Source organism: Streptomyces sp. NPDC014882, from assembly GCF_043081325.1.
Classification (GTDB): domain Bacteria; phylum Actinomycetota; class Actinomycetes; order Streptomycetales; family Streptomycetaceae; genus Streptomyces.
The window spans coordinates 87,252-113,555 of record NZ_JBIBWL010000013.1; the positions used below are offsets into that span (position 1 = coordinate 87,252).

25 protein-coding genes and 5 tRNA genes are annotated in these 26,304 nt (G+C 74.0%); 19 read left to right on the forward strand and 11 right to left on the reverse strand.

Features of this window, described 5'->3' with window-relative positions; translation table 11 throughout:
* Nucleotides 1–136 precede the first annotated feature (136 nt).
* A complete protein-coding gene (locus ACF09K_RS26300) occupies nt 137–1,336 on the forward strand; it encodes a glycerophosphodiester phosphodiesterase (protein WP_392247296.1) in 1,200 nt (399 codons plus the stop codon).
* Nucleotides 1,337–1,713: 377 nt separating this feature from the next.
* Nucleotides 1,714–2,211 (forward strand): GNAT family N-acetyltransferase, encoded by a 498-nt coding sequence (locus tag ACF09K_RS26305; protein ID WP_392247298.1) that lies wholly within the window; start codon nt 1,714–1,716, stop codon nt 2,209–2,211.
* Between the two features lie 70 nt (nt 2,212–2,281).
* Here ACF09K_RS26305 and ACF09K_RS26310 read toward each other — a convergent pair whose 3' ends face one another.
* Nucleotides 2,282–2,716, reverse strand: coding sequence for a hypothetical protein (locus tag ACF09K_RS26310; protein ID WP_392247300.1), 435 nt, complete (start codon nt 2,714–2,716; stop codon nt 2,282–2,284).
* Entirely contained in the window at nt 2,697–3,056 is a 360-nt protein-coding gene (locus ACF09K_RS26315) for a hypothetical protein (RefSeq protein ID WP_392247302.1), read from the reverse strand. Before ACF09K_RS26315 ends, ACF09K_RS26310 begins: the two co-directional genes overlap by 20 nt.
* Before the next feature lie 705 nt (nt 3,057–3,761).
* Between ACF09K_RS26315 and ACF09K_RS26320 the strand changes: the two genes are divergently transcribed.
* The 8 genes from ACF09K_RS26320 to ACF09K_RS26355 all read left to right on the forward strand — a co-directional run bounded on the left by ACF09K_RS26320 (nt 3,762) and on the right by ACF09K_RS26355 (nt 15,340).
* A complete protein-coding gene (locus ACF09K_RS26320) occupies nt 3,762–4,805 on the forward strand; it encodes a methionine ABC transporter ATP-binding protein (RefSeq protein WP_392247304.1) in 1,044 nt (347 codons plus the stop codon).
* A complete protein-coding gene (locus ACF09K_RS26325) occupies nt 4,802–5,545 on the forward strand; it encodes a methionine ABC transporter permease (protein ID WP_392247306.1) in 744 nt (247 codons plus the stop codon). Before ACF09K_RS26320 ends, ACF09K_RS26325 begins: the two co-directional genes overlap by 4 nt.
* Before the next feature lie 154 nt (nt 5,546–5,699).
* Nucleotides 5,700–6,536 carry a MetQ/NlpA family ABC transporter substrate-binding protein gene (locus tag ACF09K_RS26330; RefSeq protein ID WP_392247308.1) on the forward strand — a complete coding sequence of 279 codons (837 nt, stop codon included), beginning with the start codon at nt 5,700–5,702 and terminating at the stop codon, nt 6,534–6,536.
* Nucleotides 6,537–6,728: 192 nt separating this feature from the next.
* The gene (locus ACF09K_RS26335; RefSeq protein ID WP_392247309.1) at nt 6,729–7,367 is read left to right on the forward strand and encodes a GNAT family N-acetyltransferase; all 639 of its coding nucleotides are present in this window, start codon (nt 6,729–6,731) and stop codon (nt 7,365–7,367) included.
* A gap of 112 nt (nt 7,368–7,479) precedes the next feature.
* Nucleotides 7,480–8,754 carry a precorrin-6y C5,15-methyltransferase (decarboxylating) subunit CbiE gene (cbiE, locus tag ACF09K_RS26340; RefSeq protein WP_392247311.1) on the forward strand — a complete coding sequence of 425 codons (1,275 nt, stop codon included), beginning with the start codon at nt 7,480–7,482 and terminating at the stop codon, nt 8,752–8,754.
* Nucleotides 8,755–9,101: 347 nt separating this feature from the next.
* A complete protein-coding gene (cobT, locus tag ACF09K_RS26345; protein ID WP_392247313.1) occupies nt 9,102–13,049 on the forward strand; it encodes a nicotinate-nucleotide--dimethylbenzimidazole phosphoribosyltransferase in 3,948 nt (1,315 codons plus the stop codon).
* A gap of 136 nt (nt 13,050–13,185) precedes the next feature.
* Nucleotides 13,186–14,418, forward strand: a complete 1,233-nt coding sequence (gene cobA, locus ACF09K_RS26350; RefSeq protein ID WP_392247315.1) for a uroporphyrinogen-III C-methyltransferase — start codon at nt 13,186–13,188, stop codon at nt 14,416–14,418.
* A gap of 103 nt (nt 14,419–14,521) precedes the next feature.
* Nucleotides 14,522–15,340, forward strand: coding sequence for a TrmH family RNA methyltransferase (locus ACF09K_RS26355; RefSeq protein ID WP_392247317.1), 819 nt, complete (start codon nt 14,522–14,524; stop codon nt 15,338–15,340).
* On the opposite strand, the gene ACF09K_RS26360 is transcribed toward ACF09K_RS26355, so the two are convergent.
* Nucleotides 15,307–16,740, reverse strand: coding sequence for a protein kinase (locus ACF09K_RS26360; protein ID WP_392247556.1), 1,434 nt, complete (start codon nt 16,738–16,740; stop codon nt 15,307–15,309). The two genes, ACF09K_RS26355 and ACF09K_RS26360, sit on opposite strands and share 34 nt — an antisense overlap.
* Nucleotides 16,741–17,337: 597 nt before the next feature.
* Here ACF09K_RS26360 and ACF09K_RS26365 point away from each other — a divergent pair.
* From ACF09K_RS26365 to ACF09K_RS26375, 3 genes are all read left to right on the forward strand, one after another.
* On the forward strand, nt 17,338–17,520 hold the full coding sequence (locus tag ACF09K_RS26365) for a hypothetical protein (RefSeq protein WP_363089137.1): 183 nt from the start codon (nt 17,338–17,340) through the stop codon (nt 17,518–17,520).
* Nucleotides 17,521–17,910: 390 nt separating this feature from the next.
* The gene (locus ACF09K_RS26370; protein ID WP_392247319.1) at nt 17,911–18,852 is read left to right on the forward strand and encodes a phosphotransferase family protein; all 942 of its coding nucleotides are present in this window, start codon (nt 17,911–17,913) and stop codon (nt 18,850–18,852) included.
* Nucleotides 18,853–18,933: 81 nt separating this feature from the next.
* Nucleotides 18,934–19,212: a zf-TFIIB domain-containing protein gene (locus ACF09K_RS26375; RefSeq protein WP_392247321.1), complete on the forward strand. Its 279-nt coding sequence runs from the start codon at nt 18,934–18,936 to the stop codon at nt 19,210–19,212.
* Nucleotides 19,213–19,267: 55 nt separating this feature from the next.
* On the opposite strand, the gene ACF09K_RS26380 is transcribed toward ACF09K_RS26375, so the two are convergent.
* The 5 genes from ACF09K_RS26380 to ACF09K_RS26400 form a co-directional block, all read right to left on the reverse strand.
* Nucleotides 19,268–19,339: transfer RNA gene (locus tag ACF09K_RS26380), tRNA-Val, on the reverse strand.
* 36 nt (nt 19,340–19,375) lie between these two features.
* Nucleotides 19,376–19,447 (reverse strand) — tRNA-Val (locus ACF09K_RS26385).
* Between the two features lie 19 nt (nt 19,448–19,466).
* Nucleotides 19,467–19,538: transfer RNA gene (locus ACF09K_RS26390), tRNA-Val, on the reverse strand.
* A gap of 1 nt (nt 19,539) precedes the next feature.
* Nucleotides 19,540–19,613 (reverse strand) — tRNA-Cys (locus tag ACF09K_RS26395).
* A 37-nt stretch (nt 19,614–19,650) separates the two neighbouring features.
* Nucleotides 19,651–19,723: transfer RNA gene (locus tag ACF09K_RS26400), tRNA-Gly, on the reverse strand.
* Between the two features lie 177 nt (nt 19,724–19,900).
* On the opposite strand from ACF09K_RS26400, the gene ACF09K_RS26405 reads away from it, so the two are divergent.
* The 3 genes from ACF09K_RS26405 to ACF09K_RS26415 all read left to right on the forward strand — a co-directional run bounded on the left by ACF09K_RS26405 (nt 19,901) and on the right by ACF09K_RS26415 (nt 22,657).
* Nucleotides 19,901–20,944: a chorismate-binding protein gene (locus tag ACF09K_RS26405; protein ID WP_392247323.1), complete on the forward strand. Its 1,044-nt coding sequence runs from the start codon at nt 19,901–19,903 to the stop codon at nt 20,942–20,944.
* On the forward strand, nt 20,941–21,762 hold the full coding sequence (locus tag ACF09K_RS26410; protein ID WP_392247325.1) for an aminotransferase class IV: 822 nt from the start codon (nt 20,941–20,943) through the stop codon (nt 21,760–21,762). Before ACF09K_RS26405 ends, ACF09K_RS26410 begins: the two co-directional genes overlap by 4 nt.
* 76 nt (nt 21,763–21,838) lie before the next feature.
* Entirely contained in the window at nt 21,839–22,657 is an 819-nt protein-coding gene (locus ACF09K_RS26415) for a GNAT family N-acetyltransferase (protein WP_392247326.1), read from the forward strand.
* Nucleotides 22,658–22,688: 31 nt separating this feature from the next.
* Here ACF09K_RS26415 and ACF09K_RS26420 read toward each other — a convergent pair whose 3' ends face one another.
* Entirely contained in the window at nt 22,689–23,231 is a 543-nt protein-coding gene (locus ACF09K_RS26420) for a DsbA family protein (RefSeq protein WP_392247328.1), read from the reverse strand.
* A 235-nt stretch (nt 23,232–23,466) separates the two neighbouring features.
* Here ACF09K_RS26420 and ACF09K_RS26425 point away from each other — a divergent pair, with 235 nt between their 5' ends.
* Together ACF09K_RS26425 and ACF09K_RS26430 are read left to right on the forward strand one after the other, a co-directional pair.
* Nucleotides 23,467–23,913, forward strand: coding sequence for a hypothetical protein (locus ACF09K_RS26425; protein ID WP_392247329.1), 447 nt, complete (start codon nt 23,467–23,469; stop codon nt 23,911–23,913).
* 222 nt (nt 23,914–24,135) lie between these two features.
* On the forward strand, nt 24,136–24,288 hold the full coding sequence (locus ACF09K_RS26430) for a hypothetical protein (RefSeq protein WP_020128804.1): 153 nt from the start codon (nt 24,136–24,138) through the stop codon (nt 24,286–24,288).
* A gap of 61 nt (nt 24,289–24,349) precedes the next feature.
* Here ACF09K_RS26430 and ACF09K_RS26435 read toward each other — a convergent pair whose 3' ends face one another.
* Both ACF09K_RS26435 and ACF09K_RS26440 read right to left on the reverse strand, forming a co-directional pair.
* Nucleotides 24,350–24,910, reverse strand: a complete 561-nt coding sequence (locus ACF09K_RS26435; RefSeq protein WP_392247331.1) for a CGNR zinc finger domain-containing protein — start codon at nt 24,908–24,910, stop codon at nt 24,350–24,352.
* A gap of 268 nt (nt 24,911–25,178) precedes the next feature.
* On the reverse strand, nt 25,179–25,592 hold the full coding sequence (locus ACF09K_RS26440) for an SsgA family sporulation/cell division regulator (RefSeq protein WP_004002642.1): 414 nt from the start codon (nt 25,590–25,592) through the stop codon (nt 25,179–25,181).
* 191 nt (nt 25,593–25,783) lie between these two features.
* On the opposite strand from ACF09K_RS26440, the gene ACF09K_RS26445 reads away from it, so the two are divergent.
* Nucleotides 25,784–26,242, forward strand: a complete 459-nt coding sequence (locus ACF09K_RS26445; RefSeq protein ID WP_392247333.1) for a TIGR02611 family protein — start codon at nt 25,784–25,786, stop codon at nt 26,240–26,242.
* Nucleotides 26,243–26,304: the final 62 nt, after the last annotated feature.

Sequence of the window (26,304 nt, forward strand, 5' to 3'; positions counted from 1 at the left end):
CGGACGCCCCGTCATGTCGTCGTACGGCACGTGCCATCCACCGGCAGCCAGGTGTTCGGATCGAGGTCTCCCGGTGGTCACGTCCGCGCACCTACGATCGGCGCGCACGGGACGAGCCGATGGCAGGAGGACCCTCATGGGGATGCAGGAGCCGCAGGAGTCGCAGAACCCGCAGGAACCGGACACCCGGGCGGGCGGAACCGGACGGCGGGCGTTCCTCGGAGCGGCCGCCGCGCTCGGCGCCGCCACGACGACCCTGGGCCTCGCCGGCACCGCGGGAGCGACCGGGACGCGGCCCGGCGGCAAGGGCCTCCGCGGCCTCCCCGTGCCGACGATCATCGGTCACCGCGGCGCCAGCGGATACCGGCCCGAGCACACCCTCGGCTCCTACCAGCTCGCCCTCGACCTCGGCGCCGACATCGTCGAGGCCGGCGACCTCGTCCCCACCAGGGACGGCCACCTCGTCTGCCGCCACGAGCCGGAGATCGGCGGCACCACGGACGTCGCGAGCCACCCCGAGTTCGCCGGCCGCCGCACCACCAAGCTCCTCGACGGCGTCTCCACCACCGGCTGGTTCACCGAGGACTTCACGCTCGCCGAACTGAAGACGCTCCGCGCGACCGAGCGCATCCCCGCCAACCGCCCCCACAACACCCTCTACGACGGCCGCTGGGAGATCCCCACCTTCGAGGAGGTCCTGCGCTGGCAGGACGAGCAGACCCGCAAGCGCGGCAAGCAGGTCTGGATCTACCCCGAGCTGAAGCACCCCACCTACTTCCGCAAGCTCGGCCTGAACCTGGAGGAGCGCGTCGCCGGGCTGCTGCGCAGGCACGGCAAGGACGGCAGGAACGCGCCCGTCATCCTCCAGTCCTTCGAACCGACCAGCGTCCAGCGCCTGGACAAGATGGTCGGCAACCCGCTCGTCGTCCTGCTCTCCGGCGCCGCCACCCGCCCCTGGGACTTCGTCGAGACCGGCGACCCGCGCACGGTCGCCGACCTGGTCACCCGCGAGGGCCTGCGCGAGATCGCCGGCTACGCCCAGGGCATCGGCCCCACCCTCGACCTGGTCGTCCCCAAGGACGCGGCCGGCAACCTGACCACGCCGACCACCCTGGTGAAGGACGCCCACGCGGCCGGCCTCGTCCTGCACCCGTACACGATGCGCAACGAGAACCCCTTCCTGCCCGCGAACTTCCGCAAGGGCACCGGCGCGGACGCCTACGGCGACGTGTTCGGCGCGTACCGGGCGTACTTCGCGACCGGAATCGACGGCGTCTTCACCGACCAGCCGGACACCGGTCTCCTCGCCCGCGAGGACTTCCGCAACGGCTCCTGACCCCGTCGGGATGACGACAGGCCGCCCGGACGCCCCGCCCCGGGCGGCCCGGCCCACGACGGCGAACGCGGCCCCGGGCGGACCGTCCTGACCGCCGCCCGGCGACGCGCGCCGCGCGAGCCGTGCGCCGGATGCCCGCCCGGTGCACCCGGTTCCCGGACGCCCCGCCGTCGCCGCGGGACCTTGCGCACCGCCGGATCGCGGGGGAGCCGGGTGTCTCAGGGGAGTTGGGTATCTCACAGGCCGGTCCCGAACCGGAACGTTCCGCATGTCCGGCATGTCCGCGATGTCTGCTCCGACCGGAGGTTGCGGCCCCCGGGGCGCGGGGATAGGAGTGTAGGACCACAGGCGATCAGGTGAGCGGGAGGCGTGCGCACATGGGCATGAGCGTGACCATCTCGGTGGGGACCGAGCAGGATGCCGAGCAGATCTTCAGGCTTCAGTACCTGTGTTTCCAGGGCGAGGCGGCGCTGTACGGCAACTACCGCATCGCCCCCCTCGTGCAGACCCTCGACTCCGTCCGGCAGGAGCTGGCCTCCGACTGCGTCTACGTGGCGCGGCTCGGCGAGGAGGTCGTCGGCTCGGTGCGCGGCACGATCGCCGAGGACGGCACGGCCGCCATCGGCAGGCTCTGCGTCCACCCCCGCCTCCAGGGGCACGGCATCGGCGCACGGCTGCTGCGCGCGGCCGAATCGGCGCTGGCCGGGGAGCGCGGTGCCACCAGGTTCCGCCTCTTCACCGGCCACCGCAGCGAAGGCAACCTCCGCCTGTACCGCCGGGTCGGCTACCGGACGGTGGGTACGTCCCAGGGCTCGGACGGCGTCCCGATGATCGTCCTGGAGAAGTCGGCGGACGAGTTCGCCACCACGGCCTGATCACCCGGACCGGGCCCTCCCGGCTGCGGCCTGCCGGGCTGCGGCCCGTCGGGCTCCGGTCCTTCCGGTCTCAGTCCGCCCGCCGAGCCTTCCGCAGCCAGAAGAGGGCGGTCAGCGGCAGCAGCACCGGGATGAACACGTAGCCCATCCCGTAGTCCGACCACACGGTCGAGTCCGGGAAGGCGCCCGGGTCCAGCAGGGTCCAGGTGCCCACGGCCAGCACGCCCACCAGCTCGGCGGCGCAGCACACCTGCGCCGCCCTGCGCGCCGTCTCCCCGCCCCGCACCAGCGAGTACGTGATGAAGCCGTACACCAGACCGGCCGCCGCGGACAGCGAGTACGCGAGCGGCGCCCGGTCGAACTCCGTCGCGATCTGGTACGCCGACCGCGACACCGCGCCGACCACCATCACGCCGTAGAACCAGACCAGCAGCAGACCGGGGCCGCCGATCAGCCGCGCCGGCTTCTCCTTCACGGCCGTCACGTCAGCCTCCCCAGATGTCATACAGCCGCACCTCCAGGACGGCGAGCACGATCCCGCCCGCCGCGACCGTCACCGAACCCCACCGGGTCCGCTCGGCCAGTGACATGAACCCCGCCGCCGGAACGCACGCGAGCGCGCCCAGCAGGTACGCCACGAAGATCGTCGTGCCCTGCGCCGGGTCCTCGCCCCGCGCCAGCAGCACGACCCCGACGACCAGCTGCACCAGCGCCAGCACCGAGACCACGGCCATCCCGATGAAGTGCCAGTCCTTCGTCGGCTGGTCACGGTAGGCCGCCCAGCCGCACCAGGCGGCGAGCAGCAGCGCGGCGACACCGGTCGTCAGCGTCAGGGCAGCGAGCATGCAGTGACCCTATTACGGTCGTATGCGGCCCCCGCGTCCGGGCCCGCGTCCGGACCGGGACTCGGCCGGGACGCGGCCCGAGCGTGGTCCGGGCGCGGCCCGGACGCGGCCTGGGCGCGGTCCGAGCGTGTTCCCGACGCGGTCCGGTCGCGGTCCGGTCCCGGTCCGGCGGCCGTGGTGTCGGCCACAGCCCACCCCGGCCGCGGGTCCGGATCCGGCCCTGGCGGGAAAGCCCCGTTCCCCTTGTCCGCGCTGGTCACCGGCGGGGGAGCGGAGGACTCCGTTTGTGTGCGCGCACTGTCCATGTCTGTCCAGCATGTGGACGGACGGGCTTTGTCAGGAGCGTGGGTCTGCTTTACTGATCGCATGACCACGACGAGCAGCCGCACCCTTGCGACCGAGGCGACCATGACGCCCGGTGCTCGTTGTACGTGTCGAATGTGCGCCTGTTAGAGGGCCCCCGCACCACACCCGAGCTCGCGCCCCGAAGCGAGACGCCGTGGCACGTCCGTACACCTCCCGTACGTGACGAGGCACCTCCCCCACCGCCCGGACGGCTCTGCCCGAACGGCGCGGGGAGACCCATCGCGCACATGTTCTCCCCCGGTTTCCTCGCCACCGCGAGAACCGTGCCGCGTCCCTGACCGAATGCATCCGTGCCCGGGCACACCCACGCCCGCGCACTCGACAGTGACGGAAACCCACGTGATCACCACCACGGGCCTGAGCAAGGTCTACCGCTCGCGCGGCCGTGAGGTCACCGCCCTCGACGGCGTCGATCTGCACGTCCGCGAAGGTGAGGTGTACGGCGTCATCGGCCAGTCCGGCGCCGGCAAGTCCTCGCTGATCCGCTGCGTCAACCTCCTGGAACGCCCCACCTCCGGCACGGTCACCGTCGCCGGACAGGACCTCACCGCCCTCGCCGGCCGCGGCCCGCGCGCCGGCCGGGAACTGCGCGAGGCGCGCAGCCGTATCGGCATGGTCTTCCAGCACTTCAACCTGCTGTCGTCGCGGACCGTGCGGGACAACGTCGAGCTGCCGCTGGAAATCCTCGGCAAGTCCGGGAAGGAACGTTCCCGCAAGGCGCTCGAACTGCTCGACCTCGTCGGTCTCGCCGACAAGGCGGGCGCCTACCCCGCCCAGCTCTCCGGCGGCCAGAAGCAGCGCGTCGGCATCGCCCGCGCCCTCGCCGGCGACCCCAAGGTGCTGCTCTCCGACGAGGCCACCAGCGCCCTCGACCCGGAGACCACCCGCTCGATCCTCCAGCTGCTGCGCGACCTCAACCGCCGGCTGGGCCTGACGATCCTGCTCATCACCCACGAGATGGGCGTGGTGAAGTCGATCTGCGACTCCGCCGCGCTCATGGAACGCGGCCGCATCGTCGAGTCCGGCACCGTCAGCGAGCTGCTCGCCACGCCGGGCTCCCAGCTGGCCGCCGCGCTCTTCCCGGTGGGCGGCGAGGCGACCGGCGACGACCGGACCGTCCTGGACGTCACCTTCCAGGGCGAGACGGCCACCCAGCCGGTCATCTCCCAGCTGTCGCGCACCTACAACATCGACATCTCGATCCTGGGCGCGGCCATCGACACCGTCGGCGGCCTCCAGATCGGCCGGATGCGCATCGAGCTGCCCGGCCGCTACGAGGACAACGTGGTGCCGATCGGCTTCCTGCGCGAACAGGGTCTTCAGATCGACGTGCCGGGCGCCGCCGACGAGCGGCCCCGACTGGTGAAGGACGGTGCCCGGTGACCTGGTCGGAAATGCAGCCCCTGCTGGAGCAGGCGTGTTGGGACACCCTCTACATGGTGGGCTGGTCCACGCTCATCGCGGTCGTCGGCGGTCTTCCGCTCGGGATCCTCCTCGTCCTCACCGACCGGGGCGGCCTGCTGCAGAACGTCGTCGCCAACAAGGTGATCGGGCAGGTCGTGAACGTCGCCCGCTCGATGCCGTTCATCATCCTGATGGTCGCGCTGATGACCTTCACCCGCTGGCTGACCGGAACGACCATCGGCCGCGAGGCCGCCATCGTGCCGCTCGCGATCGGCGCGATCCCCTTCTTCGCGCGGCTGGTGGAGATGTCCGTCCGCGAGGTCGACGGCGGACTCGTGGAGGCCGTGCAGTCCATGGGCGGCAGCACCTGGAAGATCGTCCGCAGCGTGCTCGTCCCCGAGGCCCTGCCGTCCCTGATCTCCGGAGCCACCACGACCGTCGTCGCCCTCATCGGCTACTCCGCCATGGCGGGCACCGTCGGCGCGGGCGGCCTGGGCGACATCGCGATCCGCTACGGCTACCAGCGTTTCGAGACCGGCCTGATGTGGATCACCGTCGCCGTCCTGGCCGTCGTCATCTCCCTGCTCCAGTTCGGCGGCGACCTCGCGGCCCGCTCCCTGCACCGGCGCACCGGCAAGGGCAGCCCGCTGCTCCTCTTCCGGCCGCTGCGCGGCATCCTCCCCGGCACGGCCGCCACCGACGCCGTCAGGAAGAGCTGACCGCCCCGGCCCGACCGCCCCGCCCCGGCCCGACCGCCCCGCCCCGGCCGGATTCCTCCGGCCACGGCCCTCGCGCCGTCCCCCTCGCTTCCACCCCCTGTTCCTCCCCGCACACCCACCGCGGGGACGCACCACCTCAGGAAAGGCACTTTTCGTGCGTAACACCGCCAAGATCACCACCGCCGTCCTCGCCGTCGGAGCCCTCACCCTCGGGCTCGGCGCGTGCGGCTCGGACAAGGACTCCGGCTCCGGCTCCGCCGACACGAGCGGCCCGCTGATCGTCGCCGCGAGCCCCGTCCCGCACGCCGAGATCCTCACCTTCGTCAAGGACGAGCTGGCCAAGGACGCGGGCCTCGACCTGGAGGTCAAGGAGTTCACCGACTACGTCACGCCGAACACGGCGACGGAGGACGGCTCGGTGGGCGCCAACTACTTCCAGAACCAGCCCTACCTCGACGACTTCAACAAGAAGAACGGCACCCACATCGTGCCCGTCGTCACGGTCCACCTGGAGCCGCTCGGCCTCTACTCCAGCAAGTTCAAGAGCGTCGACGACCTCAAGAGCGGCGCGACCGTCGCCGTTCCGAACGACACCGTCAACGAGGCGCGCGCCCTGAAGCTGCTCGCCGCGAACGGCCTCATCACGCTCAAGGACGGCGCGGGCAACTCGGCGACCCCCGCCGACATCGCCAAGAACCCGAAGAACCTCACGTTCAAGGAGCTGGAGGCGGCGCAGACCCCGCGCTCCCTGGACGACGTGGACGCCGCCGTCATCAACGGCAACTACGCCATCGAGGCCGACCTGAAGCCCTCGAAGGACGCCCTCGTCCTGGAGTCCGCCACGGACAACCCCTACGGCAACTTCCTCGCCGTCAAGGAGGGCGACGAGGACGACCCGCGCGTGCGGAAGCTCGCGAAGCTCCTCACCTCCCCCGAGGTCAAGAAGTTCATCGAGGACACGTACGCCGGTTCTGTCATCGCGTCCTTCTGACGCGGGTTCCGGCTCCGTCCCGGCCGGTCAAGTCCTGACGTGTCCGGACAAGTTCCCCACGGGGTCCGCGCCGTCGTCGGTGCGGACCCCGTGGTGCGACCCGGTGCTTTCATGCTGCATGCTGAGCAGTTCAGCGGGCCTGACGGTCAGCCAGGTCGGACCCTGACGGTTTCGAAGGTTACGGAGCGGCGCATGACGAGCACCTTCCCCAACATCTCCATCAGCACGGAGCGGTTGGTGCTGCGTCCCCTCGACGAGGACGACGTGCCCGCACTGGCCGAGATGATGAACGACGAACAGGTCACGGCCTGGACCTCCGTCCCCCAGCCCTTCACCGCCGAGGACGCCCGCGCCTGGATCACCGGGCACGCCCCCGGCGAACGCACCTCCGGACGCGGACTCGACCTCGCCGTCACCGAGTTCCTCACCCAGCGGCTCGTCGGCGTGATCCAGCTCGGCAGGACCGACTGGCACGTACGGTCCACCGAGCTGTCGTACATCATCGCCCCCTGGGCCCGCGGCGAGGGCTACGCCTCCGAGGCCGCGCTCGCCACCGCCCAGTGGCTGCTCACCGACCAGAAGCTCGAACGCATCGAGCTGCGCACGGCCGCCGACAACACCGCCTCGCAGCAGGTCGCGCAGAAGATCGGCTGCATCAGCGAGGGCGTCCTGCGCGGCGCCTGCATAGCGCGCGTGCGCGCCGACGACGGCACCTGGAGCGAGGCGCGCACCGACTTCATCGTGTGGAGCCTCCTCCCGGAGGACATCGAGGGCGCGGGGGAGCACCTCACGGAGAGCGGCGGCTACCCGTCGTACGGCGACTGGAACTGACCTCCGGACGCCGCACCGACGCCGCCCGCCCCGTACGACCAGGTACTCTCACGGAACCCCGCCAGCACCGCCAGCACCGCCAGCCGCGCAGACCCACGGGAGACATACGACGATGGCCGACCGCGTCACGGTGATCGGCTGGGACGGCTCGCCGCTGACCGCCGCCGCCCGTTCGGCCCTGGGAGCCGCCACCCTGGTGGCCGGGGCCGCCCACCACCTGGCGCTGCCCGAGGTGCCCCCCGCCGCCGAACGCATCCGCCTCGGCAGCGTCGCCCTCGCCGCCCGCCGCATCGCCGGCCACCGCGGCACGGCCGTCGTCCTCGCCGACGGCGACCCCGGCTTCTTCGGCGTCGTACGGACCCTGCGCGCACCCGAGTTCGGCCTGGAGGTCGAGGTCGTCCCGGCCGTCTCCGCCGTCGCCGCCGCGTTCGCCCGCGCCGGCATGCCCTGGGACGACGCCCAGGTGGTCGTCGCACACCGGCGCACCCTGCGCCGGGCGGTGAACGTGTGCCGGGCCCACCCCAAGGTCGCCGTCCTCACCTCACCCGGCGCCGGCCCCGCCGAGCTGGGACTGCTCATGGAGGGCGTGCACCGCACCTTCGTCGTCTGCGAGGAACTCGGCACCGACCGCGAACAGGTCAGCGTCGTCACCTCCGAGAAGGCCGCCGACCACACCTGGCGCGACCCCAACGTCGTCATCGTCATCGGCGGCAGCACCAGCAGCGTCAGCAGTACCGGCAGCACCGGCAGTACCGGCGCACCGCCGGCCGGCGACGGCGGCTGGATCGCCGGCCGCGACCCGGGCGCCGGTCCGCGCGGCTGGACCCTGCCCGCCGGGGAGTACGGCGGCGGACTGGGCGAGGGAGAGGCGGAGCTGCTGCGCGCGGCCCAGCTCGCCCGGCTCGGACCGCGGGTGGGCGACCTCGTCTGGGACATCGGCTGCGGCAGCGGCGCCTTCGCCACCGAGGCCGCGCGGTCCGGGGCGGCCGTCATCGCCGTCGACCACGCCCTGGAGGCGTGCGCCCGTACCGACGCCGCCGCGCGCCGCTTCGGAGTCCAGCTCCAGATCGTCCGCGGCACCGCCCCGCACGTCCTGGAGGACCTGCCCGAACCGGACGTCGTCCGCGTCGGCGGCGGGGGAGCGGCCGTGGTCTCGGCGGTCGCCGACCGCCGCCCGCAGCGCATCGTCACCCATGCCATGACCCGCGACGCCGCCGAACGCGTCGGCCGCGACCTGACCGAGCACGGCTACCGCGTGGAGTGCGCGCTCGTCCAGTCCGTCGCACTCGACACACGGGCCTGGACGGAGACGGAGCGGAGCGTCGCGTTCCTGCTCAGCGGGGTTCTGCCGGACCGTTCGGACCGGCCCGCTCCGCCCTCCCCGTGATCCCGTCGTCCGACCGCGCGCGGTAGGCTGGCCGATCGTCGTACCGCATTCGGGCACCCGGCTTTTCGTCGGTCGATGTCCGGAAAACGCATCTGATGTGGGGTGGGGTGTGGTACGGCAGAACCTGAGGGCGCGCAACGTGGCGCAGTCCACAGCGGAGCGTTGCGGATCAAGCTGTCGCGACGCGGCAACGGCCGCGACAATGCCACTGAATGGCTTTGTCGTCTTTTCCGGGCGGGTCGTTCGTGCCGCTGGGCGCGGACGCTCGTTCTTCACCACGGGGCGGTCGGTGCGCCGTTCCGGGTGAGCTGGTCGTAGGAGCACTAACCGATGGGCGAGGGGTACGCATGACCGACACCGGCCAGGTTCCGGGCGAGGGTCTGCCGGAGAACGCAGGCATGGTGGATCAGCAGGGCGTCCCCGCGCCCGGCGCGTACACCTACCTCTCCGAGACCACCGCCCAGGACGAAGACCTGCTGCTGCTGCCCGGCGCCCAGAGCGCCTGGGGCAACGAGGTGGCGCCGCCCGCGCCGGAGCCCGTGGTCGAGGCGGTGCACGAACCCGGCCCGCACGAGACGGCGGGCCGTGACACCGGCTCCGTCGACCTCGGCGGCGTCCGCCTCCCGAACCCGTCGGCGCCGCCCGCGGCACCGCGCCGCCCCCTGCACCTCGGCCCGCCCATCCCCGACACCTCCGCGAGCCCGGTCCGCTCCCTGGCCGACCGGGGCCCCGCGGGCGCGCCGGTGCGCCACCCGGGCACGCCCGCCTCCGGGCCGGAGTACCTCGACGGCCAGCACCTGCGCGACCTGCCTCCGCAGGGTGCGGCGCCGTGGGGCGCGCAGCCCGCCGCCCCGGCACAGGTCGTTCCGGGGGCGAACCCCGCCGAAACGGTTGTCCCGGCGGCCCGTCGGCAGCCCGAGCAGCAGGGCGCGGCCCAGGCGGTCATGGCCCGTCTGGCCTCGGAGACGGGCGCGCCGCAGCCCGGCGAACCCGTCCAGCCGTCCCCGGCACCGGAGGCGGCCGAGCCCGCCCCCGCGCACGCCGGTGCGACCGCCCCCACGGCCCCGGCCCCGGAGCCGCAGCCGGCGGACCCGTCCGGAGTCGCCGACGCCGCGCCCGGACCGGAACCGGTGGCGCAGGTGTCCGAGCCCGCGCCGGGCGCCCCGGCGCCCGACGCTCCTCAGGCGCCCGACGCCTCCGGGGCCCCCGACGCGGGTGACGTCCCCACCGACGGGACGACGCCGCCCGTCGAGGCGGCCGTCGCACCCGCGGAGGTACCGACCCCCGAGGCCCCCGCCGCCGTGGCCCCCGTGGCCCCGGCGCCCGCCGTGGCCCCCGAGGCTCCCGCCGCCGAGGCCGATCCGGCTCCCCGGGCCCCGGAGGCCGCCGTGCCCGTCGCCCCGCAGGCCCCGGAGGCTCCCCAGGCGTCCGAGCCCGTCGTCGCGCCGGATCCCGTGCAGGAGCCCCAGGCCGGCCCGGCCCCGGACGCGGCCCAGGCGGCCGACGCCGCGCCCGCCCCGGGCCCGGCGCCCGAGCACGCGGTCGTGCCCCCCGAGGCGCCCGACGCCCCGGAGGCAGCCGAGCCCACGCCCGCAGCGGTCACGCCGCTGCCCGAGCCGACGACTGTCGTGCCCGAGCCGGCGACCGTTATGCCCGCGCCGGAAGCCGCTGCTCCGGTACCGGACACCGCCGCGCCCGGTCCGGTGCCCCCGGCCGCCGAGACCCCGGTCCCCGCCCCCGAGGCGGCCGTCGACGAGTCGGCCCCTGCCCACCAGCCGGCCCCGCAGCCCGAGCAGGCGGCTGCACAGCCCGAGCGGATCGCCCCGGAGCCCGCCGGGACGGAACCGCCCGCCGAGTCCGCCCTGGACGCCTTCCTCGCCCAGCCCGCGCCGGACGTCCACTCCGGCCCGGCCCCGCAGGAGCAGGAGCAGGAGCACCCGCAGGAACCCGTCCACCCCACGGACCCCGCGTCCCGGATCCCGGACGCCTCCGGTCCCGTCGCGGCGACGGCCCAGGACGCGCCGCAGACGGCCCCGACGCCAGACGCCCCCGCCGCGGCGGTCCTCCGACCCACGGCGCCCGTCCTGTCCCCGGAGCCCCAGGAGCCCCAGCCGCTGGGCCAGTTCGTGCCGGTGGAGGGGACGGTGCCGACCGCCCCGCACCTCGCTCCCACCCCGCCGCACGCCCTCGTGCTTCCCACCGACGAGCCGGTGGCGGCCCAGGCAGCCGCGCCCGAGGCAACGGCGCCCGAGGCAGCCGCACCTGAGGCAGCCGCACCTGAGGCAGCAGCGCCCGAGGCGCCTGTCGCTCCGGGGGCGCCCGCACCCGAGGCGCCCCCGGCCGCGCCGCCCGCCGTCGCCCCGTCGGCGGACCTCCCCGCCCCCCGCGAAGCGGACCCCGCCACCGCGGAGACCCCCCTCGCGGACCCCGCCACCCCGGAGGCCGGCCCCGTGCCGGAGCCCGACCCGCAGGTCGCACAGAACGCGGAGGACCTGGACACCGGGGCCGCCGACCAGGAGGAAGAGAGCGCGGCCGCAGTGGAAGACGTACGGCAGTCCACCGGCCCCGCCGCCCCCGCGTACGACGACGCCGAGCGCGAGGCCGTCCTGAAGGTCATGCGCGAACGCCGGGACATCCGCAACGGCTTCCGCAGCGACCCCATCCCGCACGAGGTGCTGCTGCGCGTCCTGGAGGCCGCCCACACCGCGCCCTCCGTCGGCCACTCGCAGCCCTGGGACTTCGTCGTGATCCGCTCCGCCGACACCCGGCGCGCGATGCACGAACTGGCGATGCGGCAGCGGGACGCCTACGCGAAGTCCCTCCCCAAGGGCCGGGCCAAGCAGTTCAAGGAACTGAAGATCGAGGCCATCCTCGACACCCCGGTCAACATCGTCGTCACCGCCGACCCGACCCGCGGCGGCCGCCACACCCTCGGCCGCCACACCCAGCCGCAGATGGCGCCGTACTCCTCCGCGCTCGCCGTGGAGAACCTGTGGCTCGCCGCCCGCGCCGAGGGCCTCGGCGTCGGCTGGGTCAGCTTCTTCGACGAGCGCGAGATGGTCCGCGCCCTCGGCCTGCCCGAGCACCTCGACGTCGTCGCCTACCTCTGCGTCGGGTACGTCGACGAGTTCCCGGACGAGCCCGAGCTGATGCAGGCCGGCTGGGCCAAGCGCCGCCCCCTGTCGTGGGTCGTCCACGAGGAGACGTACGGCCGCCGCGCGCTGCCCGGCGAGGACCCGCACGACCTGCTCGCCGAGACCGTCGCGGGGATCCGCCCGCTGGACGCCAAGGCGCTCGGCGAGGCCTGGGAACGGCAGAAGCGCATGACGAAGCCGGCCGGCGCGCTCGGCATGCTGGAGATCATCTCCGCGCAGCTGTCCGGGCTGTCCCGCCAGTGCCCGCCGCCGATCCCGGAGCCCGCGGCCGTCGCGATCTTCGCCGGCGACCACGGGGTGCACGCCCAGGGCGTCACCCCCTGGCCGCAGGAGGTCACCGCGCAGATGGTGGCCAACTTCCTCGGCGGCGGCGCGGTCTGCAACGCCTTCGCGAACCAGGTGGGCGCCGAGGTCTGCATCGTGGACGTCGGCGTCGTGGCCGACCTCCCGGCCACCCCCGGCCTGCTGCCCCGCAAGATCCGCGCGGGCACGTCCGACATGACGACCGGCCCCGCGATGTCCCGCGAGGAGGCCAAGCAGGCCATCGAGGTCGGCATCGAGACGGCCCGCGACCTGGTGGCGGCCGGCAACAAGGCCCTCCTCACGGGCGAGATGGGCATCGCCAACACGACCGCGTCCGCGGCCCTCATCTCGGTCTTCACCGGTGCCGACCCGGCCGAGGTCACCGGCCGCGGCACCGGCATCAACGACGAGACCCTCGCCCGCAAGACCGAGGTCGTCCGCCGCGCCCTGGAAGTCCACCAGCCCGACCCGGCCGACCCCATCGGGGTCCTCGCGGCCGTCGGCGGCTTCGAGCACGCGGCGATGGTCGGCCTCCTGCTGGGCGGCGCGTCCCTGCGCACGCCCGTGATCCTGGACGGGGTGAGCGCCGGCGCCGCCGCACTGGTCGCCCGCGCGATCGCCCCCGAGGTCCTCGCGGCCTGCATCGCGGGCCACCGCAGCGCCGAACCCGGCCACGTCGCCGCCCTCAACAAGCTGGGGCTGCGCCCCCTGGTCGACCTCGACCTCCGCCTGGGCGAGGGCACCGGCGCCCTGCTGGCCCTTCCGCTGGTCCAGAGCACGGCACGGGCGATGCACGAGGTGGCGACCTTCGACTCGGCGGGAGTGACCGAGAAGTAGGACGCCGCCGGGTCGGGGGGCACGCGCCCGCATGCCCCCCGACCCCCCGTACGTTGAACGCACCTCTAAAATGCGCACGTCAGGGCTGCTCCAGAGCCGCAGCGCCCGCCTCCGCCCGTTCGAGGAGCCGCCCCTCATGGCCGAACACCCCGCCTACCCCGTAGGCCTCCGCCTCACCGGCCGCCGTGTGGTCGTCGTCGGCGGCGGCCAGGTCGCCCAGCGACGCCTGCCCGCCCTGATCGCCGCGGGCGCGGACGTCCTCCTCGTGTCCCCCGAGGCGACCCCCTCCGTCGAGGCGATGGCGGACGCGGGCGAGATCACCTGGGAGCGGCGGGTCTACGCCCCCGGCGACCTCGCCGACGCCTGGTACGCCCTGATCGCCACCGGTGACCCCGACGCCAACGCCGCCGCCTCCGCCGAGGCGGAGCGCCACCGCGTGTGGTGCGTGCGCTCCGACGACGCCGACGCGGCCACCGCCTGGACCCCCGCGACGGGCCACAGCGAGGGCGTCACCGTCGCCGTGCTGACCACGGACGCCAAGGGCCGCGATCCCCGGCGCACCGCGGCCATCCGCGACGCGGTGGTCGAGGGCCTGCGCGACGGCACCCTGGTCGCGCCCCACCACCGCACCCGCACCCCCGGCGTCGCCCTCGTCGGCGGCGGCCCCGGCGACCCCGACCTGATCACGGTCCGCGGCCGCCGCCTCCTCGCCGAGGCGGACGTCGTCATCGCGGACCGCCTCGGCCCGCGCGACCTCCTCGCCGAACTCCCCCCGCACGTCGAGGTGATCGACGCCGCGAAGATCCCGTACGGGCGGTACATGGCCCAGGAGGCCATCAACAACGCCCTGATCGAGCACGCCAGGCAGGGCAAGTCGGTCGTCCGGCTCAAGGGCGGCGACCCCTACGTCTTCGGCCGCGGCATGGAGGAACTCCAGGCCCTCGCCGAGGCGGGCATCGCCTGCACGGTGGTTCCCGGCATCTCCAGTTCGATCTCCGTCCCCGGCGCGGCCGGCATCCCGGTCACCCACCGCGGGGTCGCCCACGAGTTCACCGTGGTCAGCGGCCATGTCGCCCCCGACGACGAGCGTTCCCTGGTCGACTGGCCCTCCCTCGCCAAGCTCACCGGCACGCTGGTGATCCTGATGGGCGTCGACAAGATAGGGAAGATCGCCGAGACGCTGATGGCGCACGGGAAGCCGGCCGGCACCCCGGTCGCGCTCGTCCAGGAGGGCACGACGGCGGCCCAGCGCCGCGTCGACGCCACCCTGGCGACGGTCGCCGAGACGGTCCGCACCCAGGAGGTCCGACCGCCGGCGGTCATCGTCGTCGGCGAGGTCGTCGGCGTCGGCCTGCCCGCCCCGGTGTGACCGCCGGCAGGCGAGCCCGGCGTGCGACCCCCGGCGTGCAACCCCGGGTAACAGACCCCTGCCGACCCGTTGGCACCGCACTCAGGACAAGGCGTATCACCCCGTGGCCGATCTCATCACCGTCGAGGATCCCGACGACCCGCGCCTGCGCGACTACACCGGCCTGACCGACGTGGAGCTGCGCCGCAGACGCGAGCCCGCCGAGGGCCTGTTCATCGCCGAGGGCGAGAAGGTCATCAGACGGGCCAAGGAGTCCGGCTACGAGATGCGCTCGATGCTGCTGTCCGCCAAGTGGGTCGACGTCATGCGCGACGTCATCGACGAGCTCCCGGCCCCGGTCTACGCCGTCAGCCCGGAGCTCGCCGAGCGGGTCACCGGCTACCACGTCCACCGGGGCGCCCTGGCCTCCATGCAGCGCAAGCCGCTCCCGACGGCCGCCGAGGTCCTGCGGACCGCACGCCGGGTCGTGATCATGGAGTCGGTGAACGACCACACCAACATCGGCGCGATCTTCCGCTCCGCGGCGGCCCTCGGCATGGACGCGGTCCTGCTCTCGCCGGACTGCGCCGACCCCCTCTACCGCCGCAGCGTGAAGGTCTCGATGGGCGCGGTCTTCTCCGTGCCGTACGCCCGCCTGGACACCTGGCCCAGGGGCCTGGACACGGTCCGCGAGGCCGGCTTCACGCTGCTCGCCCTCACCCCCGACGAGAAGGCCGTCAGCCTGGACGAGGCGGCGCCCCACACCATGGACCGGGTCGCGCTCATGCTCGGCGCGGAGGGCGACGGCCTCTCCGCCCGGGCCCTGGCCGCCGCCGACGCGCGGGTCCGCATCCCCATGTCCCACGGCGTCGACTCCCTCAACGTGGGCGCCGCCGCCGCCGTCGCCTTCTACGCCGTCGCGACGGGCCGCCCGTCGGCGTAGGCTCCGCCCGCCCTCGCGGGCGACCGCCCGCCGGGCCCGCCGGCGTCCCGCCGCACGTCCGCCTGGGCCTGCTGCCGGTGCCGTACGACGTCGTTCCCGCCGCCGAGTCCCCGGGCCGGCCCCTGGCAGCCCTGGACGACCGCGATGCCGAGCGCCACGAGCAGCGTCACCACGACGAAGACGAACAGCCGCTGCCGCAGCAGCCGCGGATTGGCGGGCCGCAGTCCGGTGCCCGTGGCGCGCGGTGTCCGGCGGCCGGCCCCGCTGCGCGGCGCGGGTCTGCTGCCGCTGCCGGAACGGGTGTTGCGGGAGGAGCCGGTGTTCCGCGAGGAGCCCGTGTTCCGCGAGGCCGGGGTCGGCCGGGCCCCCGGACGCGACGGGGGGTTGCCGCCGCGCGAGGGCGTGCCGCCCCGGGGCGGCACGGCCCCGCGCGAGGACGGCACCCCGCCGCGGGACGGCGGCGGACCGGGCTGCCGCAGCGTGCGCTCCGGGTAGCTGGTGTCGGCCAGCCGCCCGGTCGGCCGGTCGGCCTCACCCGCGCGCGGCGCGGGCGGCCGCACCTCGGCCGGACCGTGGGCCTCACGGGCCGCGATCTCCTTCAGCCGCAGCGAGAGGTCGAGCGTGCTGGGCCGCTCCTGCGGATCCTTCGCCAGACAGGCCCGGATCAGCGGGGCCAGGGCGTCCGGGACGCCGTGCAGGTGGGGCTCCTCGTGCACCACCCGGTACAGCATCACCTCGGAACTGCCGTGCCCGAAGGGGGAGTCGGCGGTCGAGGCGTACGCGAGGGTGGCGCCGAGCGAGAAGACGTCGGTGGCCGGGGTGACGAGCGCACCGCGCACCTGCTCCGGCGCGAGGAACCCGGGGGAGCCGACCGCCGTACCGACGTGCGTGAGCGTGGAGGCTCCCGTCGCCCAGGCGATGCCGAAGTCGATGATCCGCGGGCCCTTGGGGGAGAGCAGGATGTTCGAGGGCTTCAGGTCCCGGTGCACGACCCCGGCCTCGTGAACGGCGACGAGCCCCTCCGACAGCGCCGCCCCGATCGACGCCAGCTCGGCCGCCCCGAGGGGACCGTCGTCGGCGACCTTGTCGTGCAGCGACGGGCCGGGCACGTACTGGGTGGCGAACCACGGCCGGTCGGCGTCCAGGTCCGCCGCGACCAGCCGGGCGGTGCACCCGCCCCGGATCCGCCGGGCCGCCGACACCTCGCGCGCGAACCGCGACCGGAACTCCTGGTCCTCGGCCAGATCGGGCCGGATCACCTTCAGCGCGACCCGCTGCCCCTTCTTGTCGGAGCCCAGGTAGACGACGCCCATCCCGCCCGCGCCGAGCCGTCGGTGAAGCTTGAACGAGCCGACGACGCGCGGGTCCTCGCGCCTCAGGCGCATCATCGCCATGTTCATCCCCGCTGCCCGGTCCGTGTGACGTGGCACAGCTTACGTTTCCACGGCCGCTCGCGCGCAGAGGCCGCGCCCTCTCGGCCCCGCCGATTGTCCGTGCGGAGCGGGAGGGGTGAAGGGCGGTCAGCGACCCGGCGAGCAGGCTCACTTCGCTTTTCCACTGGTCACAACCACCGCTCGCAGAAGGGAGGTTGCACCCGCGAGGGCCGACCGGGCGAAGAGCGCCGCCGACACCGGCGGGACGGCGCGGACCCCTGACGGCACGGCCGGTCGGGCGGGCCACCGGGGGGATGCCGGGGTGCGTGCGGGGGTGGGGGAAGTGAGCGAAGTCACCCGGTCGGGACAGTTGGGGAAAACCGGCCCGCACCGGGCACCCCTTCCGGGAAGACCCCGAGACCTGGAACCCCGTCTCCACCCAGGGGAGTACTCCGCAGGTCATGGCTCATCCTCCGGGAGGCCCGGCAATCGGTACGAGGGCATGACGCCCGGCGCCCGCCGCGCGCCTAGGTTTGAGGTCGAGCGGCGGGTGCAGCACTCGTCCCCCGAGGTCAGACACCCGCCGCTCGTCATGGACAACCGAGAACGGTCAGGAGAGGGACCATGGCCCACACGGCACCGCGGACGCACCTCCGCACCGCGCGACCCCGCCGTACGGGCCGCCGCCACCCCCTGGTGGCGACGGTCATGGCCCTCCCCCTGGCGGTCCTGCTCCTCGTCGTCTTCGACGGCTGGGAGACAGTGGCCACACAGGCGTCGTCCGTGGGTGTGATGCTGGGGCGCTGAGCGGCGACCCCAGGCCCGGAAGAGCGGTCCGGGCGGGGACATCCCTCCATGAAACCCCGTGGGGACGGGGGTACGGCGGACGGCAAGAAATGCCGGCGCAGCTGGGGAGCTGCGCCGGCATTGCCCTTTTCCCGCCGCGCTCCGGGACCCAGCCCGTCCGGCGATACAGCTTGTCCAGTGACCCACCCCGCCCGGTGATCCAGCCCGTCCGGCGTCTGAGGACGAGGCCGTTCAAGCCGAAAGCGGGGGGCCGGGGGCGGCAGCCCCCGGGGTCGGGCCGGGAAGGGGCGGCGGGGGCGAAACCCCCTCACCCCGTGACAGCACAGGTCCCGCCGCGAACCCCCGCCCCCGTACCCTGCGGAGCAGACCCGCACCGCCCCAGGGAGCCCCGTGCCCACCCACCCCCTCCTCGCCGCACTCACCTCCCGCGCCCGCACCCACGCGCACACCCGCACCCCCACCCCCACCTGCCCCTGCGGGACGGCCACCCTCGCCGACCGCCCCGACGCCACCGTCGTCCGTCACGCCGACACCGTCGCCAAGGCCCACGCCCCGGACACCGACCCCGCCGCCCTCGTCCCCCGCCTCACCGCCGCCGCCCGTCTCCCCGACGTCCTCCTGCCCCCGCTCACCCCGACGCCCGCCGTCCTCGGCGCCCGGCTCGTCACCTTCTGGCCGTACGGCGCCCCCGTGGACCCGCAGGACCCGGACGCCGCGCCCTGGGAGGCCGCCGGCAGCCTCCTCGCCCGCCTCCACCGCACCCCCGCGCCCACCCCGCTGCCTCCGATGCGCGGCCCCGCCAAGGCCGCCCGCGCCGTGGCCCGCCTCCGTGCGGCGGGGGCCCGCCCCGAGACCGCCCCCGTCCTGAGCGCCTGGGCCCGTCTGCCCGCCTGGGCCCGGGGCGAGGCCCCGATGCCGGACGCCGCCACCGTCTGCCACGGCGACCTCCACCTCGGGCAGCTGGTCCGCCACCCCGCCCCCGACGGCCCGTGGCGCCTCATCGACGTCGACGACCTGGGTGTCGGAGTCCCCGCCTGGGACCTGGCCCGCCCCGCCGCCTGGTACGCCTGCGGGCTGCTCCCGCCCGAGGAGTGGACCCGCTTCCTGGCCGCCTACCGGCGGGCGGGCGGCCCCGCCGTGCCCGCCGACGGCGATCCCTGGCCCGCCCTCGACGTCCCGGCCCGCGCCCTCACCGTCCAGACCGCCGCCCGCGCCCTCACCAAGGCCCTCGCCGGCGGCAGGGAGCCGGACGAGGTCGAGCGGGCCCTCGTCGACGCCTGCGCGCGCATGGGTCCGCTGCCGGCCCCGTCGGCGCCGGAGTCCGCGAAGTAGGGTGCAACCGACCGCAGCGGGACAGAGTCTGTCCTGGTGATACGCGAAGCAGGACCGACCGGCGAGGAGTTGAGCCGAAACATGCAGTGTCCGAAGTGCCACGCCCCCATGCACACGTACAACCGCAACGGTGTCCAGATCGAGCAGTGCAGCAACTGCCGGGGAATCTTCCTCGACTACGGCGAGCTGGAGGCGCTGACCCGCGTGGAGTCCCAGTGGACCCAGCAGGCCCCGCCGCCCCCGCCCGCCCCGCAGGGCTACCCCGCGGCGCCGGCGGCCCCCGCCTGGGGCGCCCCGCACGGCGGTCACTACGGGCACAAGCGACACAAGAGCTTCGGGCACATGCTCTTCTCCAGCTGAGCCGCGCACACGAAGGAGCCCCCGACCGCGCTGGGCGGCCGGGGGCTCCGGTGCGTGGACGATACTGGGATTGAACCAGTGACCTCTTCCGTGTCAGGGAAGCGCTCTCCCGCTGAGCTAATCGTCCTCGGGGTGGTCACGGCCGGGGGCCGTGGGTGCTGCGTGCGCGATACTGGGATTGAACCAGTGACCTCTTCCGTGTCAGGGAAGCGCTCTCCCGCTGAGCTAATCGCGCGGGGGATCCGAAGATCCAGTGGACGATACTGGGATTGAACCAGTGACCTCTTCCGTGTCAGGGAAGCGCTCTCCCGCTGAGCTAATCGTCCTTGGAGGTGGAGACGGGATTTGAACCCGTGTAGACGGCTTTGCAGGCCGTTGCCTCGCCTCTCGGCCACTCCACCAGGAGTGTAGGGGGCCGGGAAGCCCCCTCTTCCTTCGAGCGGACGACGAGGCTCGAACTCGCGACCTCAACCTTGGCAAGGTTGCGCTCTACCAACTGAGCTACGTCCGCCTGCCGTTTCGGTCCGCTCTCGCGGCCCGGCGACGAGTTGAACTCTAGCGGATTCCGGGGCCAGTACAAAAACGCGTTTGTGCAGCGTGCTGCGCTGCGTCCCGCCGGGCGCCCGCCCGGGCCACCGCCGGGACATCCCCGGGCCACCCCCGGGACACCCGTCCTAGACTCGACACCGTGCTCCACCTCCCTCCTCTCGCCCGCTTCGGCGACCGCGTCGCCACCGGCCTCCTCGACGTCACGCAGGACCCGGAAGCCCTGGACTCCGCCGGTTTCTGGGCCGTGTCCGCCGATTTCGAGGGCCGCCTGGTCTGCGCCCGCTTCGCCGACGTACGGGTCGAACCGGTGCCCGCTCCGGTGCCGGGGGAGTGGCGGGGACCCGCGGCCGGCGACTGGACGTCGTCCCTGGACCACGCGGCGTACACGGCCGGGGTGCGCCGGATCCGGGCGTCCATCGCGGCCGGCGAGGTCTACCAGGCGAACCTGTGCCGGGTCCTGTCGGCGCCGCTGCCCCGGGGCGCCGACCCGGACGCGCTGACGGCCCTGCTCGCCCGCGGCAACCCGGCGCCCTATGCCGGAACGATTCGGCTGCCGGAGCACGGCGTCGAGATCGCCACCGCGTCCCCGGAGCTGTTCCTGCGGCGGAACGGGCGGGTGGTGGAGTCCGGGCCGATCAAGGGGACCGGACGGACCGAGGCGGACCTCCTCGAGAAGGACCACGCCGAGAACGTGATGATCGTGGACCTGGTCCGCAACGACATCGGCCGGGTCTGCGCCACCGGCAGCGTGACCGTGCCCGACCTGTGCGCCGTGGAGAAGCACCCGGGCCTGGTCCACCTCGTGTCCACGGTCCGCGGCGAGCTGCGCGAGGACGCCGGCTGGCCCGAGCTGCTCGCCGCCGCGTTCCCGCCGGGCTCGGTCACCGGCGCCCCCAAGTCCAGCGCCCTGCGGATCATCGGCGAACTGGAGACGGCGCCGCGCGGCCCCTACTGCGGCGGCGTCGGCTGGGTCGACGCCGACCGCGGCACCGGCGAGCTGGCCGTCGGCATACGCACCTTCTGGATCGACCGCGGGGCCGACGCCCTGCGCTTCGGCACCGGAGCCGGCATCACCTGGGGCTCCGACCCCGAGGCGGAGTGGCGGGAGACCGAGCTGAAGGCGTCCCGGCTGCTCGCGGTAGCGTCGGGAGCCTACGAGGTGAGTGGAGAGGGACTGACGTGAAGATCTGGCTCGACGGCGGGTTGCAGGACAGCGAGTCCGCCCGTGTCTCCGTCTTCGACCACGGCCTGACCGTGGGCGACGGCATCTTCGAGACCGTGAAGGCGGTGCACGGCGAGACGTTCGCGCTCACCCGGCACCTGGACCGGCTGACCCGCTCCGCGCGCGGTCTCGGCCTGCCCGACCCCGACCTCGACGAGGTCCGCCGCGCCTGCGCCGCGGTCCTGGCCGCGAACCCGATGCCGCTGGGCCGGCTGCGCATCACCTTCACCGGCGGCCACGGCCCCCTCGGCTCCGACCGCGGCGAGCACGGGCCGACCCTCGTCGTCGCCCTCGGCGAGACCGGCCGCCGCCCCGACTCCACGGCCACGATCACGGTCCCCTGGACCCGCAACGAGCGCGGCGCCCTCACCGGCCTGAAGACGACCTCGTACGCCGAGAACGTCGTCGCCCTGGCCCGCGCCCACCGGCACGGCGCCACCGAGGCGCTGTTCGGCAACACGGTCGGCCGGCTCTGCGAGGGCACCGGGTCGAACGTCTTCGTCGTCCTGGACGGCGAGATCCACACCCCGCCGCTCGCCTCCGGCTGCCTCGCGGGCATCACCCGTGAGCTGACCGTCGAGTGGACCGGCGCCAAGGAGACCGACCTGCCGCTGGACGTGCTGGAGCACGCCGACGAGGTCTTCCTCACCTCCACCCTGCGGGACGTCCAGGCCGTGCACCGCGTCGACGACCGCGAACTGCCGGGCGCCGCGGGGCCCGTGACCGCCAAGGCGATGCGCGTCTTCGACGAACGGGCGGCCGGCGACCTGGACCCCTGAGTCCCCGCCGGCGCCCTCCCCGTTCGTCGCGGTTATTCGGCTGACCCGGGGCGCGGCAGCGGGTAGAACACCCGTGATGACCACGACCCTGCGGCCGACCGAGCCGCTCCAGCGCAGCGCCGACGGGGCGCTGTCCCGCCGCTTCCAGGTATGCGTGAACAGCCGCCCCGTGGGCGCGCTCCACCTCTCGACCCATCCCGGCTTCGGTCCGGCGGTCGCCCGCATCGACGACCTGCGCGTCGAGGAGGCCGACCGCGGGCGCGGCCGGGGCGCGGTCGCCGCGCTCGCCGCCGAGGAGGTGGCGCGCGGCTGGGGCTGCCGGAGGATCGAGGTCCGGGTGCCCGCCGACGCCGGGGCCGCCCTGCGACTGGCGCACGCGCTCGGGTACGTCCACCGCAACCGCGGGATGGAGAAGCCGCTCGGCACCGTCCCGCCCCCGCTGCCCGACGGCAGCCGGGCCAGACCCATGACCGAGGCCGAGTTCGGGCCCTGGCTCCGGCGGGGCCTCGTGGAGTACGCGCAGGTCTGGATCGACCGGGGGGTTCCCGAGGAGGAGGCCTGGGCCAAGTCCCGGCGGGACAACCGGCTGCCGCGGGGCGTGGCCACGGAGGACATGCTGTTCAGCGTCCTGGAGCACGAGGGCGGCCGGGTCGGAACGCTGTGGATGTCCTTCGCCGGGGACAAGGCCTTCGTGTTCGACGTCGAGACCGACGAGCCCTTCCGCGGCCGGGGCCACGGCCGCACCCTGATGCTGCTGGCCGAGGCCCAGTCGATCGCCGCCGGCAAGCCCGTCATCGGCCTCAACGTCTTCGAGGGGAACACGCCCGCCGAGCGTCTCTACGCATCGCTCGGCTACGTGCCGGTGGAGTACTCCCTCTACAAGCAACTGCTCTGACGACGAGCAACCGCTCGGGGACCGGGGCGCCTCAGCCCTGTTCGGCCAGCAGCCGGTCCGCGATCTCCTCGATGCGCTCGCGGAGCCCCTCCTGGCTCTTGCCGCCGTCGAGACGCTCGCCGCCGATGACGTACGTCGGGGTGCCGGTGACGCCGATCGCCTTGCCCTCGGCCTGGTCGGCGTCGACGATCAGGATGTGCCGCCCGTCGATGAGCGCCGTGTCGAACTCCTCGGAGTCCAGACCCAGTTCCCGCGCGACCTCGACCAGGAAGGGTTCTCCCCCACGCTCCAGTTCCCCGACCCGCGCCAGCACCGCCTCGACGTACGGCCAGCCCCGCCCCTGCTCCGCGGCCTCCTCCGCGGCCTGGGCCGCGGCGAACGCGTGCCGGTGCTTCTCCAGGGGGAAGTGCCGCAGCCGCGGCTCCAGCCGGTCGCCGTAGCGCTCGCGCAGGGCGCGGACATCGGCCAGTGCGGTACGGCAGTCGGGGCACTGGAGCTCGCACCAGACGTCGAGGACGACGGCGGGACGGGCGGATTCGGGTGCCGGGACGGCCGCGGGGGAGGAGTCGCTCATGCCCCCAGTCTTCCAGCCCACGTCCCGGCCCCCCAATCCGGACGGTCCGCACCGCCGCGACGTACGGCGCCCGCCGGCACCTGGGGAGGAGCCGACCCGGAGATGTCCCTGATGTCCGCCTGAGACATGGCCCGGCGACCCCTCGCAGGTGCAGGATGGAGGAGCGAAGCACCGCCCCCGCGGCGGTGCGGAGCCGTACCGCCCCTGACCGCATGTCCCGTGTCTGGAGGACCGGATGATTGCCGAGACCGTGTGTTCCGCCGTCGCCGCGGCCGGCCTGGGCATCGCGGCCGTCACGGCGTACCGCAAGCGTTTCCTGGCGGCGGCCCGGATCGCGGCCTACGCGCTGGTGCCCCTCGGTCTGGTGATGACGGGGGTCGTCGAGTGGGCCGCCGACACCGCCTTCAGCCCGACGGCCTGGGCCGGCTTCGGTGTCCTCGGCGCCGCCTGGGCGCTGTTCGCGACCACCCGCGTGGTCGAGCGCCGCAGGGGCGGCGGCACCCGCAAGGAGCGCAGGGCGGCGGCGCGCTCCGCGCACACCGGTGCCGTGGCGCCGGCCGCGTCGGCACCCTCGCTGGGGCAGGGCGCCCGGCCCGCCTCCCGCCCCGCCGCCGCGCCCGGGGCGACCCCCTCGGACGACTTCAGCGACATCGAGGCCATCCTCAAGAAGCACGGCATATGAACCGGTGCCACCGGCCGGTGACGGCCCGGCACCGGTGGCGTCACCGCAGCTGACGGGGCCGGCACGACAGGGCCGCCCCGCGGCGGAAACGACACAGTCGGGCCGCACGCGCGCGGAAGTGATCACGACGGGAAACCGACATCACGGAATTCGGCGAACAACCGCTCAATCCGGGCACGGTGATCGCGTACGGTGCGCCGCCTGCGTCATCATCGCCGCGAGATGCTGGACACGACACAGAGTGATGCCGCGCCCCCTCAGGACGAGCCGCGCGGGTGCCTCTTCGCCCTTTCCCAGCCACCGCTGATGATCTTCCTGGCGGTGATCGGGTGTCTGTTGCTCATGGCCTCGCTGCACGACCTGCTGCTGCTCTGAGCCGTACCCGCGGTCCCCGGCGCCACCCGCCGGGGGGCGCGTCGGCGTCCAGGACGGGACCTCAGCCGGCCGCCTCCTTGCGGCGCGCCCGGTAGGCGGCCACGTGCAGGCGGTTGCCGCAGGTGCGGCTGTCGCAGTACCGGCGCGATCGGTTGCGGGAGAGGTCGACGAAGGCGCGACGGCAGTCCGGGGCCTCGCAGCGCCGCAGCCGCTCCTGCTCGCCGGCCACCACGAAGAAGGCCAGGGCCATCCCGCAGTCCGCCGCGAGGTGGTCCGCGATCGAGGCGCCGGGGGCGAAGTAGTGAACGTGCCAGTCGTAGCCGTCGTGGTCGGTGAGCCGGGGGGTGGTGCCCGCGGCGGCGACCAGCTCGTTGATGAGCGCGGCGGCGGCGCGGGCGTCCGGCGCCGCGAAGATCCGGGCGAACCGCCCCCGGACCCTGCGCACCGCGGACAGGTCGAGCTCGGAGAGCACGCCGATGTCGCTGATCTCGTGTTTTCGCACGAAGTCCCCGAGCGTGGTGACATCCGGCAGCCCGTCCGGGACGGTGTCGTCCTCCGGTGCGGTGTTCACCAGATCCACCACGGCATCGAGCGCACACCGGGTGTCGTGGGTGATCAGCACGTTTCGCTCCCTGGCCTGGAGGGTCGGGCGGGTGCCCGCCGATGCTGGCCGATGGTAGCCGCACCGGGCCGTCGAGCCACCGGTCCGTCGAAGCCGGAAACGCGCGGCCGTCCACCGGCGGGCGGCCGCGCGCTTCCGGCGCGCACGCCGACGCCGCCCCACGGGGAACCGTGGCGCGGCGTCGGCGCATGCCCTATGCGGTTGTTGTCCGAGCCCGAGCCGTCTCCCCGAGTGGACGGCGCCGGGCGCCTCGGTGGGAGCCCTCTCCCTAGCTTTCCGCCAGGATGTGCGAGAGCTCCTGATCGAGATCGAAGTGACGGTGCTCCGTGCCCGGGGGCACGGCCGCGTCCGTCCGCTTCAGGAAGGACTCCAGGGCCCGCGCCGGGGCCTCGAGCAGGGCCTCCCCCTCGGGGGAGCTCAGGGCGATGCAGACGACGCCCTGACCGTGACTGCGCGACGGCCAGACTCGGACGTCGCCGGTGCCCGTGGGCCGGTGCAGGCCCTCCGCGAGGAGGTCGCGGGCGAACACCCACTCGACGGTTTCCTCGGCTCCGGTGTGGAAGGTGGCGTGCACGGCGTAGGGGTCGGCCGTGTCGTACCGCAGGCCTGCGGGGACAGGCAGGGAGGACTCGCTCGACACAACGAGGCGCAGGTGCAGCTCGCAGCTGACCGTGGTGTTCATAAGCGCCAGGGCCTTTCGCTCAGTGTGCGCTCGGGGATTCGCACGTCGGCGAAATCGACATGCCACCTACGGTGCCGTTGTAAACCCCTCTGCGTGGTTTGCGTGCGTTTACGTAACTCTTCCGGCCGAGGGTGTGATCGCGGAGTACCACCATTACGGCGACTCGAATCTCTCGGGTAGGGTTTGGTCGTATGAATACGGGGAGTGACGCTCCGGGCGAGGTGGCCATGGCGACGAACGACGCGAGGTCGGACGGGGCGGCGGAGCGGCAGGCACAGGCCCTCGGTTCCCGGGCCCCGGAGTTCGTGAAGGCCCGCCGGGTCCTGCATCTGAGCTGGCAGGTCGGGATCTTCGTCGTCGGCCTCGCGGTCGTGGTCGCCGGCATCATCATGCTGCCGCTGCCCGGGCCCGGCTGGGTCGTGATCTTCGGCGGCATGGCGATCTGGGCGACCGAGTTCGTCTGGGCCCAGCTGGTGCTGCGCTGGACCAAACGCAAGGTCACCGAGGCGGCGCAACGCGCGCTCGACCCGAAGGTCAGGCGCCGCAACATCATCCTGACCTCGATCGGACTCGTGATCATCGCGGCCGTCGTCGGCTTCTACGTGTGGAAGTTCGGGATCGTGATGCCCTGGAAGATCAAGGACCAGTGAACCGCCGCCGCGGCGAGGGGGCGGCCCGACCGTGGTCACGGGGACCCGCTGACATGCGGTAA